The organism is Streptococcus sp. 1559 (assembly GCF_013276735.1).
GTDB lineage: Bacteria > Bacillota > Bacilli > Lactobacillales > Streptococcaceae > Streptococcus > Streptococcus pseudopneumoniae.
In genome coordinates, this window is sequence record NZ_VMLO01000004.1 from 1 (window position 1) to 14846 (window position 14846).

The 14846-nt window shown below is 37.8% G+C and carries 8 protein-coding genes and 1 pseudogene; all 9 read left to right on the forward strand.

Annotated elements, in window-relative coordinates; translation table 11 throughout:
* The first annotated feature begins 352 nt into the window (after positions 1 to 352).
* The 9 genes and pseudogenes from HT688_RS01215 (at position 353) to HT688_RS01255 (ending at position 14621) form a co-directional block, all read left to right on the forward strand.
* The gene (locus HT688_RS01215; protein WP_000576348.1) at positions 353 to 580 is read left to right on the forward strand and encodes a hypothetical protein; all 228 of its coding nucleotides are present in this window, start codon (positions 353 to 355) and stop codon (positions 578 to 580) included.
* Positions 581 to 867: 287 nt separating this feature from the next.
* Positions 868 to 1056: a YSIRK-type signal peptide-containing protein gene (locus HT688_RS01220; RefSeq protein ID WP_078800240.1), complete on the forward strand. Its 189-nt coding sequence runs from the start codon at positions 868 to 870 to the stop codon at positions 1054 to 1056.
* Positions 1013 to 4303, forward strand: a complete 3291-nt coding sequence (locus HT688_RS01225) for a sialidase domain-containing protein (protein ID WP_172923474.1) — start codon at positions 1013 to 1015, stop codon at positions 4301 to 4303. Before HT688_RS01220 ends, HT688_RS01225 begins: the two co-directional genes overlap by 44 nt.
* Before the next feature lie 600 nt (positions 4304 to 4903).
* A complete protein-coding gene (locus HT688_RS01230) occupies positions 4904 to 8515 on the forward strand; it encodes a trypsin-like peptidase domain-containing protein (protein ID WP_172923475.1) in 3612 nt (1203 codons plus the stop codon).
* Between the two features lie 288 nt (positions 8516 to 8803).
* Positions 8804 to 9778, forward strand: a pseudogene (locus HT688_RS01235) (Rpn family recombination-promoting nuclease/putative transposase).
* Positions 9779 to 11014: 1236 nt separating this feature from the next.
* The gene (locus HT688_RS01240) at positions 11015 to 11467 is read left to right on the forward strand and encodes a YhcH/YjgK/YiaL family protein (protein ID WP_000587463.1); all 453 of its coding nucleotides are present in this window, start codon (positions 11015 to 11017) and stop codon (positions 11465 to 11467) included.
* Positions 11468 to 11485: 18 nt separating this feature from the next.
* Positions 11486 to 12823 carry an ABC transporter substrate-binding protein gene (locus HT688_RS01245; protein ID WP_172923476.1) on the forward strand — a complete coding sequence of 446 codons (1338 nt, stop codon included), beginning with the start codon at positions 11486 to 11488 and terminating at the stop codon, positions 12821 to 12823.
* An 80-nt stretch (positions 12824 to 12903) separates the two neighbouring features.
* A complete protein-coding gene (locus tag HT688_RS01250) occupies positions 12904 to 13788 on the forward strand; it encodes a carbohydrate ABC transporter permease (RefSeq protein WP_000237984.1) in 885 nt (294 codons plus the stop codon).
* Positions 13788 to 14621, forward strand: a complete 834-nt coding sequence (locus tag HT688_RS01255) for a carbohydrate ABC transporter permease (RefSeq protein WP_000730466.1) — start codon at positions 13788 to 13790, stop codon at positions 14619 to 14621. The genes HT688_RS01250 and HT688_RS01255 overlap by 1 nt, the downstream gene beginning before the upstream one ends.
* The last annotated feature ends 225 nt before the right edge of the window (positions 14622 to 14846 follow it).

Here is a 14846-nt window from a genome sequence, read left to right on the forward strand (position 1 = left end):
CAAAACGGTGTTTTGAGCATCATGCGGCTAGCTTCTTAGTTTGCTCTTTGATTTTCATTGAGTGTAAAAAACAGATGAGTCTCTGTTTTCTTTTTATGGACTATAAATGTTCATCTGAAACTACTTTCAAGGATATTATTATACAAAAGAGTTTCTTGAAACTAAAATCTATTATACTACACTGTATTGAAAGCGTTTTAGAAATGAGATATAATAAATTTGCTAACACTTATAAAAAGTGATAGAATCTTATCTTTATGTATATTTAAAGATAGATTGCTGTAAAAATAGTAGCAGCTATGCGAAATGACAGATAGAGAGAAGGGATTGAAGCTTAGAAAAGGGGAATAATATGATATTTAAGGCATTCAAGACAAAAAAGCAGAGAAAAAGACAAATTGAACTACTTTTGACAGTTTTTTTCGACAGTTTTCTGATTGATTTATTTCTTCACTTATTTGGGATTGTCCCCTTTAAGCTGGATAAGATTCTGATTGTGAGCTTGATTATATTTCCCATTATTTCTACAAGTATTTATGCTTATGAAAAGCTATTTGAAAAAGTGTTCGATAAGGATTGAGCAGGAAGTATGGTGTAAATAGCATAAGCTGATGTCCATCATTTGCTTATAAAGAGATATTTTAGTTTAATTGCAGCGGTGTCCTGGTAGATAAACTAGATTGGTAGGAGTCTGATCGGAGAAAGGAGAGGGGAAATTTGGCACCAATTTGAGATAGTTTGTTTAGTTCATTTTTGTCATTTAAATGAACTGTAGTAAAAGAAAGTTAAGAAAAGACAAACTAAGTGCATTTTCTGGAGTAAATGTCTTATTTCAGAAATCGGGATATAGATATAGAGAGGAACAGTATGAATCGGAATGTTCAAGAACGTAAGTGTCGTTATAGCATTAGGAAACTATCGGTAGGAGCGGTTTCTATGATTGTGGGAGCAGTGGTGTTTGGAACGTCTCCTGTTTTAGCTCAAGAAGGGGCGAGTGAGCAACCTCTGGCAAATGAAACTCAACTTTCGGGGGGGGGGGAGCTCAACCCTAACTGATACAGAAAAGAGCCAGCCTTCTGAGGAAGGAGAAAATATAACTCTTCCTGCAGAGCATGTAGAGTCTGTTTCAGAGACTGAACTTTCTGGCAATGAGCAAGAACAAGAAAGGGAAGATAAGCAAGAAGAAAAAATTCCAAGAGATTACTATGCACGAGATTTGGAAAATGTCGAAACAGTGATAGAAAAAGATGACTTAGAGACGAATGATTCAAATGGAAAAAGAGTAGACTTGTCTGATGAATTAGAGAAAGTAAAGGGACTCCAAAATGCAACTGTTCATGTGGAGTTCAAACCGGCTGCTGATGGTCCTAGTTTTTACAATCTCTTTTCTGCTTCCAGTACAACTAAAGTAAATGAGTACTTTACAATGGCAATCAATAATGGGACAGCTTTGATAGAGGGACGTGGAGCTGATGGTAGCCAATTTTATGGAAGTTATACAGATGCGCCTTTGAAGATTAGACCAGGCAAGTATAATTCGGTTACTTTTACTGTTGAAAGACCAAGAAAGGATAGTCCAAATGGTCAGGTTCGTCTTTATGTGAATGGTGTATTATCTCGTACGAATAAAAAGTCAGGGAAATTCCTGGCAGACATGCCAGATGTGGATAAACTTCAGTTAGGTGCAACTAATAGAGCAGGAGAACTGAAGTGGGGCTCAAATCTCTCTATTCGTAATCTGACTGTATACAATCGTGCTCTAACTCCAGAGGAAGTCAAAAAACGTAGCCAGTTATTTGATGTGACAGATATTGAGCCGTCACTTCCTGAAGGGGCAGTCTTGACAGAGAAGCAAGAGTTGTTTATGAGCGGTGTCAATGGTAAGTCAAATAGTGAAGGAATTAAGAGTTATCGGATTCCAGCTTTGCTACGTACGGATAAAGGAACATTACTGGCAGGGGCAGATCAGCGTCGTCTCCACCATTCTGATTGGGGAGATATTGCTATGGTCGTTAGGAGAAGTGAGGATGGGGGAACTACTTGGCAGCCAACCTTAACCTTGACCAACTTGCGAGACAATCCAGAAGCAAAAGATCCGCAGGCACCATCTCCACTTAATATCGATATGGTCTTGGTTCAAGATCCTACCACAAAGAGAATTTTTTCAATCTACGATATGTTTCCAGAAGGTCGAGCTGTCTTTGGAATGCCAAACAAACCTCAAAAAGCTTATCAACAAGTTGGAGATAAGCACTATCAATTACTATATAAACAAGGGGAAAATCAAGCATATACTGTCCGAGAAAACGGAGAAGTATATGATGCAAATAATCAAAAAACAGATTATCGCGTTGTAGTGGATCCAAAAGAAGAAGCCTACAGAGATAAGGGTGACCTCTATAAAGGAGAAGAGCTTCTTGGGAATATCTACTTTGCTCCATCTGCTAAAAATCCATTTCGTGTAGCCTATACGAGCTATTTGTGGCTTTCTTATAGTGATGATGATGGGAAAACATGGTCGCAACCAAGAGATATTACACCATCAATTCGCCAAGATTGGATGAAATTTTTAGGAACAGGTCCAGGTACAGGAATTGTGCTTAGAACAGGAGAGCACAAGGGTCGTATCTTAGTTCCTACTTATACCACCAATGCTATCTCCCATCTAAGCGGATCCCAGTCTTCTCGTTTGATTTATTCAGATGATCATGGAGAAACATGGCAGGCTGGAGCTGCTGTCAATGATGATAGGACAGTAGGCGGAAGGAAAATTCATTCCTCAACTATGAATAATAGTCCTGCCCAAAATACAGAGTCAGTTGCTGTACAGTTAAATAATGGTGATGTGAAACTCTTTATGAGAGGATTAACGGGTGATTTACAGGTTGCCACAAGTAAAGATGGTGGGCAAACTTGGGACAAGGAAATCAAGAGATACAATCAGGTTAAAGATGTTTATGTCCAAATGGCTGCTATTCACACCATGCACGAAGGAAAAGAATACATCATTTTAACCAATTCAGGAGGACCTAAACGGACGAATGGAATGGCTCATTTGGCTCGTGTAGAGGACAACGGAGACTTGACTTGGTTACATCATAGACCAATTCAAAAAGGAGAGTTTGCCTATAATTCGCTCCAAGAATTAGGAAATGGGGAGTATGGTATCTTGTATGAACACACTGAAAAAGGACAAAATGACTATACCCTATCATTTAGAAAATTTAATTGGGACTTTTTAACAAAAGATCCGGTATATCCAACGAGTGTAACTATCAGGGACGTTCGTAAATTGGAAACAGAAGAAGAGGATGCAGAACAAGGTATCTTAGCTATGCAATTTGATTCTGAGGTACTAGTAAATTCTATTCCGACTTTGACTTTAGCGAATGGACACAAAGCTACCTTCTTGACCCAAGCAGATCAAAAAACTCTACTTTTCACCTTTAATAAAGAAGATGCAGGTCAAGAAATTACAGGTCTACTGGCCGGTAGAATTGACAGTATGCATGATTTACCAGTTACACTAGCTGGCAGTAGAATTCCTGAAGATGCGAAAGAAAATCCTGTCGAGACCATGAATACAGTAAGAGAAAATGTATCTGAGGAGATGACAGAAAGGAAGTCAGAGAAGGATAAATTATCTTTGGGGTCTTCAGATAGAATGGTAGCAAACTCTCCTCTTACTTCTTTTGCTCCTTGTTACCTCCAATCTTATGTAGGAGATGTTATTAAAACTGAGACTAAAGTTCCAATAACGACTGGTTGGAAGCAAGAAAATGGTGCGTGGTATTTTTATACATCTGCTGGTGAAGTGGTGAAAGGCTGGCATCAGGAAGCGGATAAATGGTACTACTTGAGTTCTACTGGTGCGATGGCAACTGGTTGGGTCAGAGATGGTAATCAATGGTATTATTTGAGTGAGAGTGGAGCAATGTCTACTGGCTGGGTTGAATCCAGTGGTGTGTGGTACTATCTCAATGCTAACGGCTCAATGGCAACTGGTTGGGTCAGAGATGGTAACCAATGGTATTATTTGAGTGAGAGCGGAGCAATGTCTACTGGCTGGGTTGAATCCAGTGGTGTGTGGTACTATCTCAATGCTAACGGTTCAATGGCAACTGGTTGGATAAAAGATGGAGACCATTGGTACTATCAGGAATCATCTGGTGCAATGAAGGTAAATCAATGGTTCCAAGTTGGAGACAAATGGTACTATGTCAATGAAAGCGGAAGATTAGCGGTTAATACTATAGTAGATGGTTATAAAGTTAACTCCAATGGGGAGTGGGTCAACTACTAGAACCTTGGATGTTGATGAATAACTGAGACATGTTTTGTCCGTCATAGAGATTAAAAGTTTATTTAGATAGTTTTCGTAGAAATTTCTACTTTAAGAAAAAGTCAATTTAGATGAGCTCTTATTGCCGGGTAAATGCCTTGCTAGTCGTAAATAAACTGTATATTTCCGACTTACTTAGGACTGGATACCACTAGTCGCAACTTAACAGTTCGCTTTAAGTGTTAAAATGCATATAGCTAGTTATTGGTTATATGCGTTTTTGTTCTTGATTATTTTATTTCTGTCTTGGAATATAGGTAAAATTATAGTAAAATAAAATTCTGTAAATCATGTTGGTAGATATACAGGAAGAAGAGTGTATTGTTGACAATACAGCACATAGAATCCAACATGTCCTTATACTCAAAAAATCAAAGAGCAAATTAGGAAGCTAGCCGTAGCCTGCTCAAAACACCGTTTTNNGTAACATATACATACGGCACGACAAGGCTGACATGGTTTGAAGAGTATGGAACAATCATAACTTATTTGAAGATTTTAAAAGATTGTAAGCTATTATATCTGGATAAATAAGTATTAGAAACTAAAGTGAGGAAAAAGATGTTTTTATATTTAAAGGGTTTAGGAAAATTTCGTAAGTCAAAAGCTTATGGATTGGTGGGATGTCTGGCATTGGTGAGTATGATTGGATTGTCGATTCCTGATTTACCAGTTGTTGGAGGAAGAACAGTGTATGCTGACGTCATTCAAGGTGGCGATGATATAAAAGATGTGAGCGTTCATGAGAAGTCCGCTGAGGGTGTTGCTATGACTTATACCACTTATGATAGTGGTACGAGTGGAAAACAAACCGCGTCTGGCAGTGGTGTCTTTGTAGCGCCGAATGTCATGGTAACCGTAGCTCATAATTACTATGATAAAAACCAAGAAAACAAGTCCGCGGTCTTGCGTGGTGGGGAGTCTGCTCGTAGTTATGTTGTGATGAACTCAGAGACGGAAAAGAACAATAAAGTACCTACTTCTGGTGTATCAGAAGCTCTTGAAAAAGACTCTATTCACTTATATAACGGCAAAGACTTTGGTAAAGACTATAGCAACGACTTAGCAGTAGTGGTAACTAAAAAGCCTGTAGAAGCTATGACGGGTGGTGAGGACTCTCCAAGAGAGTTGAGCCATAAAGAGGTTTCTACTGGTGATAAAATCACTATGGTAGGTTATCCCAATGATTTTTCGACTCCGAATTTAAGTGAGGAAAACAAGAAGAGGTTGAAAGATGGTAAGGCTTATTCAGTCTCAACAACTGTAAGCAGTGTCAATAAAGAGAGCGGTGCAGTCACTTATCATTCCTCAGCTTTGGGAGGTTTTTCAGGTGCTCCTTTGTTTAATGATAAGGGAGATGTAGTCGGTATCCACCAGCACGGAACAAATACTTCAAACGCTCCTGAGAGTGAGCGTATTGGGGGTGGTACGATTTTTACGGAAAATCACAGAGCTTGGATTCGTTCTATGATTGATAAATATGGTATAAAGGGTTGGTATATAGATGGTGCAAACCGTTACTACTATGATGAAAATCATATAGCTTTAAAAGATGTAGAGTCTGAGATTGACGGTGCTTTGTATAGTTTTGATGAAAAAGGTCGAGCTACTTTAGTAAAAGGTGAAGAAAAAGGTCGTGTTCTACTTCGAGTGGAAGATACTAAAGGAACTCGTTTGATTTCAGATAAGGTTGTTCAGGAAGGTCCTGTTGGAAGTGGCTTGAATTTTCATTTAAGACAAAATCCAGACTTCAAACAGTTAATAGCAACTTCCCCAACAGCTAAAGTGGTATCCTATAACGAAGTGCCAATTAACAAACTAGCAAGTGATACTACTTGGTCTGATGACTATGTCAGTAAGTTAGCTTTAGGTAATACCATTATAAAAGCTGTTGTTGACTCAGTAAATCCTTCATCTACTTCGTCTTCTGATTTCGCAAGAACGGAGGTTGGTAAGGTTGACTTGAGTGGCAAATCCAACTTACCTATGCCTAGTAAAGAGGTGTTACAAGCTCCGAATGGCTCAGAAAATTTCTATGCTACAACGCACATTCAAACGCCAGATGGGTCGGGGTCAGGTACTTTAATTGCACCCAATTTGGTGTTAACAGTCGCTCATAATTTTTTAACAGTTAAAGGTTCTGAGGTCGTTACGAAATCTGGTCGCACCAATACAGTGTATAAAGCAACCTTACCGAATGGGTTGTCTGTGCATTTTTCAGATGATGATATTGTTTATTGGAATAAAAAAGATTCCGTATTTGGATTTAAAAATGACTTAGCCTTGGTTCGACTAAAAGAAGATTTCAAAGCGGTATCTCCTGTAGAGGTGGTTTTTGAGTCAACTTCTATCGCTAAGGGTGAAAAAGTTTCGGTTTATGGTTTCCCGGATGGTCGTTTATCTCCAGTCTTGGATAGTGAAGTTGTAGATACTACTGATTTCGGTTCAGGTGTTGAGGGTATCAGCTATGAAGGCACAAAACCCGGAGCGTCTGGTGGTGGTCTTTATAATGACAAAGGTACTTTAATTGGAGTTCACCAAAATGGTGTTGTAGGAAGCCGCAGTGGTGGTTTGGTTTTATCAAAAGAGCAACTGGATTGGGTTCGTTCTTATATTGAAGGTAAACCAAAAGAGCCTGTCTATGTAAAAGATGAAGTTTTGGTGGATGAGAAGGATAAGGATAAACTTCCTTCAACTCCAAAAGACGAAAAACCAAGTACACCTAAAATAGAGTCTGATAAAGATAAAGTAGAACCTCCTCTCAAACCGCAAAAGGAGCCGAAAACAGAGGTTATTACCACTTACGAAGGTGATAGTACCCTTGAGGTTGGAAAAGAGCGTACAGAGGATACTAAGGGTGAAAAAAAAGGTGTTCCACTTATTTACCGAGTAGTGTATAAAGGTACTAAGCCGAAAGTAGAAAAAGAATCGATTGCTTTTGATACTCTTTACCAAGGAGATGAAACAAAAGAGCTTGGTTTCCGTTCAGTTGTAGAGGGTAAAGGAGGGGTGGTTACTCGAACTACTACTTATCAAGTAGATAAGTATACAGGAGCGGTATCTTCTCAAGTTTCTGAGAAGAAAATAGCTCCTCAATCAAAGGTGATTACTTTAGGTATTAAACCCAACAGTGTCATAAAAGAACTTCCGATTACAGAGCGTTTTGAGGACTCTGAAGAGTTAGAGAAAGGGAAAACGGAGGTTGTTTCGGAGGGGTATGTAGGTAAAGAAGTTACTAAGGTGACTTATAAGGTCTTAGCTGATGGAAAGATTGTTGAAAATTCTCGTACAGTCGAGGTTACACCTATGAGAGAACGTGTGGTTCTTAAGGGTGTGAAGGAAGTGGTGTCATCGACGGAAGAAAACTCAAGTAATCTCAAAGAGGAAGTGGTATCTCCAGATAAAGTAGAGTTTCTAGTTCCAAAAGATGCGCCGATCAGAGAAGAACTGCCTGCGTCTAGTGAGGAATTTTCAGAATCAGAGGTTTTAGTATCGGGAGAAAAAATACCAGGCGACCTTGGGAAGTCTATAGTATCTTCAAAAGAACTAGTCCCTGAAAGAGTGGAAGTTCCAGACTTTGTGGCTAAAGTTACAGGTGGAGAAAAATTGACAGTAGAAGGGCACCGAGATGAGAGAAAAATAAAGACTCCATCAAAACAGGAAAGATTATCTAGCCCAGAAACCACTGCTCAATTCACAACGAACGGGACAGGTTCGTCATCGTTAACAGCTGTTTTTGGCGTTGAAGCGGATAACATGTCACTTTCTACTGTTGAACATTCTGTTATTACATATAATCAACAAAGAGGATGGCATAAGATAAATAATCAGTGGTATTTTAGAAATTCCGATGGGAAAGAACGGACAGGCTGGATGAAAGAAAATGATGCATGGTATTATTTTGATGCGAATGGAATCATGCAAACCGGTTGGATACAGGATACAGACGGTAATTGGTATTATCTCAAGGATAATGGCATGATGGAGGTAGGCTGGTTCCAAGATTCAAGTGGCGCGTGGTACTACTTAGGATCATCTGGTTCCATGGAATCCAATACATGGATTTATTATAAAGGAAAGTGGTACTATATCGATGCTTTTGGGAAACTACTTTTCAATTCGCTAACACCAGACGGCTATAGAGTGAACGAGTACGGGGAATGGATCAACTGATTTTGCTTTATGACCTATTGACGAGCAAGCGAGTAGTATAAAAAACATTAGAATTAATAGTCTAGGAAGTGGTAAGAGTTCTCTAAAACGGCTGATTTTGTAATCTTTTTTGTAAAATAGAGTCTTTAATAAATAATATGAGCAAGATTTATCTCTTTACAAGTGATTAGGATTAATAATTTTTAACTTTCTCGCTTCTTTTGTCTTTCTTTTCCGAATAAATAGATAGTAGCAGTAAATCTAGTAAACCTAGATTTAAAAATGTGCTATAATGAAAGGAGAGGAAATATGATTCTAAGACATCCGGGCATTAGCCCGACCAATGATTTGGTTGCTAAGAAAATCTTTAGCAACCCAGAAATCACTTGTCAATTTATCCGCGATATGCTGGATTTACCAGCAAAAAATGTGACCATTTTGGAGGGAAGCAATATTCATGTCTTGACTTCCATGCCCTATTCGGCGCAAGATTTCTATACCAGTATAGATGTTTTGGCGGAGTTGGATAATGGTACGCAAGTTATCATCGAAATTCAGGTTCATCATCAGAATTTTTTCATCAATCGTTTATGGGCTTACTTGTGCAGTCAGGTCAATCAAAATCTTGAAAAAATTCGTCAACGAGAAGGTGATACTCATCAGAGTTATAAACACATCTCACCAGTATACGCTATCGCAATTGTGGATAGTAACTAGTTCTCAGATGACTTGGCTTTTCATAGTTTTAGCATGCGAGAGGATTCGACAGGTGAGGTTTTAACAATTACAAACAATGGACAGGAAAACCATCTAGTCAAGATGGCGTTCTTGGAATTAAGAAAATACAGAGAAACCAGCAAAGACAAGGTTCGTAAACCATGGTTAGAGTTTTTCGGGAATAAACCCTTTACCCAGCAGCCCGAGCGAGCCATCAGCCAAGCAGATCAACTGCTGGACTACAAGAGCTGGTCCGAGGAGGACAGGAGAATGTTTAGTGAACAACGCAGGCGTGAAGAACAAGCATTATTGGCTCATGACTATGCCTTGGAACAAGCTGAGGAAAAAGGGTTGGAGAGAGGTCTTGAACGTGGTCGCGCAGAGGGGATTGAACAAGGCATCGAAAAAGGTATTGAACAAGGACTTGAACGTGGGAAAGTTGAAGGAAGTTTGTCTATGCTACTAAATTTAGTCCGCCAAGGTCTCCTGACTTCCGAGGTTGCCAGTCAACAGTTGGGTATGACTGTTGCTGAGTTTGAAGTATTATTGAAAGACCATCATAAATAAGAATGTTGAATCTCAAATTCAAGTTAGGCAGAGAGAAGAAATTTTCAGAGAGATTTGCGATCCAACTATTTTTTAGGACAATCATTGCTTCACCTCTCGATGAAGGCAACTTTTTTAGAAGTCGTTTTTTTAGGTAAGAGGATTGACTTTAGGAAATCATCTACGAGTCAGTTTTTTTAAGTCCTCATATAGAGACTCTAGGCATAAAATCTTAAAAATCACAAACACGCATAGTATCAGGTAATTAAAAAAACTTGATATTATGCGTTTTATAGTGCATTGAATCTATATTAGGACACAACAATTCTTAAATCATTGTTAGAAATTGGTTTGAATTTTCCAATCAATTTGTTCGATTTTTACATCATTGCATTATATCATGTGACTATTAACCTTGTTTTCTCCTAAAATTGACTTTCTTGTTTTTTATCTTGTCCACTCGAAACAAGTGTTGTAAGAATTTGATTATTTTTGAAAGTACTTTTAATGTAGTTTATATACTTAAAAAGATTTGAAACTAAATTCCAAATTAGAAAAAGACTTGAAATACTAAAAAAAAAGTATACTCTAATTGAAAACGGTAACAAAACTAATTTAGAGTATTTCTCTCTTAAAAAGTTCTTGGTGAAACGAGATGTAGAAAGGAGATTTAGACAAAGAGTCTATTAGTGCTAGAATAATAGATTAGAATTATTTTAGAAAAACTAATACTCAATGAAAATCAAAGAGCAAACTAGGAAACTAGCCGCAGGCTGTACTTGAGTACGGCAAGGCGACGTTGACGGAGTTTGAATTTGATTTTCGAAGAGTATAAGTGAGCAGCTTATAAATTCAATTCCCCAAATAGATTCATACTAGTATCTTTTGCAAAAAATAAAGGGCGACTTCCTTCATGAATATCAATTTCATCTATAAGGAAGGTAGCTCATTGAACTAACTTATTTATTCTGTTTGTCGCTAGAAAAATCAGACCTCCTTGTGAAGATTGAGGAGATACTTAATGAAAATCAAAGAAGAAACTAGCAAGCTAGTAGCAGATTGCCCAAAACACCGCTTTGAGGTTGTAGATAAGACTGACCTATATAATTCAAGGTGAAGCGACTGCGGTTTGAAGAGATTTTCAAAGAGTATAGGCTAGAGAGTGTAGTGTTTTTATGTCCTTCTAGTAGAAAATGCTAGACAGAAGAATGGGGAACTTGGATAGGAAAAATAGATTGAGAAAGGAGGTTAGAAGAGATGATTATTACAAAAATTAGCCGTTTAGGAACTTATGTGGGAGTAAATCCACATTTTGCAACATTAATAGATTTTCTAGAAAAAACAGGACTAGAAAATTTAACAGAAGGTTCGATTGCTATCGATGGTGATCGATTGTTTGGGAATTGCTTTACTTATCTAGCAGACGGTCAAGCAGGAGCCTTCTTTGAAACTCACCAAAAATATTTGGATATTCATTTAGTTTTGGAAAACGAAGAAGCCATGGCTGTTACGTCGCCGAAAAATGTAAGCGTTACCCAAGAGTATGATGAAGAGAAGGATATTGAATTATACACAGGGAAAGTGGAACAGTTGGTTCATTTGAGAGCTGGCGAATGCCTCATCACTTTTCCAGAAGATTTACATCAACCCAAGGTTCGTATAAATGATGAACCTGTGAAAAAAATTGTCTTTAAAGTTGCGATTTCTTAATGTAGAAAGGGAAGAACGATGAAAAAAATGAGAAAGTTTTTATGTCTAGCTGGAGTTGCGCTAGCAGCCGTTGCCTTGGTAGCTTGTTCAGGAAAAAAAGAAGCTACAACTAGTACTGAACCACCGACAGAATTATCTGGTGAGATTACAATGTGGCACTCCTTTACTCAAGGACCCCGTTTAGAAAGTATTCAAAAATCAGCAGATGCTTTCATGCAAAAGCATCCGAAAACGAAAATCAAGATTGAAACATTTTCTTGGAATGACTTCTATACTAAATGGACTACAGGTTTAGCAAATGGGAATGTGCCAGATATCAGTACAGCTCTTCCTAACCAAGTAATGGAAATGGTCAACTCAGATGCTTTGGTTCCGCTAAATGATTCTATCAAGCGTATTGGACAGGATAAATTTAACGAAACTGCCTTAAATGAAGCAAAAATCGGAGATGATTACTACTCTGTTCCTCTTTATTCACATGCACAAGTTATGTGGGTTAGAACAGATTTGTTAAAAGAACATAATATTGAGGTTCCGAAAACTTGGGATCAACTCTATGAAGCTTCTAAAAAATTGAAAGAAGCTGGAGTTTATGGCTTGTCTGTTCCGTTTGGAACAAATGACTTAATGGCAACACGTTTCTTGAACTTCTACGTACGTAGTGGTGGAGGAAGCCTCTTAACAAAAGATCTTAAAGCAGACTTGACAAGCCAACTTGCTCAAGATGGTATTAAATACTGGGTTAAATTGTATAAAGAAATCTCACCTCAAGATTCTTTGAACTTTAATGTCCTTCAACAAGCTACCTTGTTCTATCAAGGAAAAACAGCATTTGACTTTAACTCTGGCTTCCATATCGGAGGAATTAATGCCAACAGTCCTCAATTGATTGATTCGATTGATGCTTATCCTATTCCAAAAATCAAAGAGTCTGATAAAGACCAAGGAATTGAAACCTCAAACATTCCAATGGTTGTTTGGAAAAATTCAAAACATCCAGAAGTTGCTAAAGCATTCTTAGAAGCACTTTATAATGAAGAAGACTACATTAAATTCCTTGATTCAACTCCAGTAGGTATGTTGCCAACTATTAAGGGGATTAGCGATTCTGCAGCCTATAAAGAAAATGAAACTCGTAAGAAATTTAAACATGCTGAAGAAGTAATTACTGAAGCTGTTAAAAAAGGTACTGCTATTGGTTATGAAAATGGACCAAGTGTACAAGCTGGTATGTTGACTAACCAACACATTATTGAACAAATGTTCCAAGATATCATTACAAATGGAACAGATCCTATGAAAGCAGCAAAAGAAGCAGAAAAACAATTAAACGATTTATTTGAAGCTGTTCAGTAGGTGTAAAAGACTAGAAAATAGGTGGGCTAGTGAGCTCTGAAAAGCCCTAGCCCAATCTTGTAAAAGAAGGGAGAAGGAGAATGGTTAAAGAACGTAATTTAACTCGCTGGATATTTGTTTTGCCAGCTATGATTATCGTAGGATTACTCTTTGTTTATCCGTTTTTCTCGAGTATTTTTTATAGCTTTACCAATAAGCATTTGATTATGCCCAATTATAAATTTGTTGGTTTAGCTAACTATAAAGCTGTGCTATCAGATCCCAACTTCTTTAATGCGTTCTTTAATTCAATTAAGTGGACCATTTTCTCATTAGTTGGTCAAGTTTTAGTAGGGTTTGTATTGGCTTTAGCTCTTCACAGAGTACGCCACTTTAAGAAATTATATAGGACCTTATTGATTGTTCCTTGGGCATTTCCTACCATCGTTATTGCCTTTTCTTGGCAGTGGATTCTAAACGGGGTTTATGGCTACTTACCTAATCTAATCGTAAAATTAGGTTTAATGGAACATACACCTGCATTTTTGACAGATAGTACATGGGCATTCCTATGTTTGGTGTTTATCAACATTTGGTTTGGAGCGCCGATGATTATGGTTAATGTGCTTTCAGCTTTGCAAACAGTACCAGAAGAACAATTTGAGGCTGCTAAGATAGATGGTGCTTCAAGTTGGCAGGTGTTCAAGTTTATCGTCTTTCCACATATTAAAGTAGTTGTAGGGCTTCTAGTTGTTTTGAGAACTGTATGGATCTTTAATAACTTTGACATTATCTACCTTATTACGGGTGGTGGACCAGCCAATGCTACAACGACGCTTCCAATTTTTGCTTACAATCTGGGTTGGGGAACTAAATTGTTGGGTCGTGCTTCAGCAGTTACAGTATTGCTCTTTATCTTCTTGATGGCGATTTGCTTTATCTACTTTGCTATCATCAGTAAGTGGGAAAAGGAGGGTAGAAAATAATGAAGAAGAAATCCAGTATTTATTTAGATATTCTCTCACATGCACTCTTGATTGGTGCGACTATTGTTGCAATTTTCCCATTGGTATGGATTATCATATCGTCTGTCAAGGGGAAAGGGGAATTGACTCAGTATCCAACACGATTTTGGCCTGAACAGTTTACATTAGATTATTTTATACATGTTATCAACGATTTGCACTTTATTGATAACATTCGAAACAGTTTAATCATTGCCTTAGCTACAACCCTTATTGCGATTATTATTTCTGCTATGGCAGCCTATGGTATTGTTCGATTCTTTCCTAAATTGGGAGCAATCATGTCGAGACTACTCGTCATTACCTATATTTTCCCACCAATTTTGTTAGCAATTCCCTATTCAATTGCCATTGCTAAAGTTGGGTTAACAAATAGTTTATTTGGCTTGATGATGGTTTATCTATCTTTTAGTGTTCCATATGCAGTTTGGCTCTTAGTTGGATTTTTCCAAACAGTTCCAATTGGAATTGAAGAAGCGGCTAGAATTGATGGTGCAAATAAATTTGTTACGTTTTATAAAGTTGTGCTACCGATTGTAGCACCAGGTATTGTAGCAACAGCTATTTATACATTTATCAATGCTTGGAATGAATTCCTGTATGCCTTGATTTTGATTAACAATACAGGAAAGATGACAGTAGCAGTAGCCCTTCGTTCACTTAATGGTTCAGAAATACTAGACTGGGGAGATATGATGGCAGCGTCTGTTATTGTAGTTCTTCCATCAATTATTTTCTTCTCTATCATCCAAAATAAGATTGCAAGTGGATTATCAGAAGGATCTGTGAAGTAATACTCAATGAAAATCAAAGAGCAAACTAGCCGCAGGCTGCTCAAAGTACAGCTTTGAGGTTGCAAATAAAACTGACGAAGTCAGCTCAGAACACGTTTTTGAGGTTGTAGATGAAGCTGACGAAGTCAGTAACCATACGCACAGTAAGGCGACGTTGACTCGGTTTGAAGAGATTTTTGAAGAGTATAAGTTAAAATTAGAAAGTTTATTCAATAATAAAGGAGA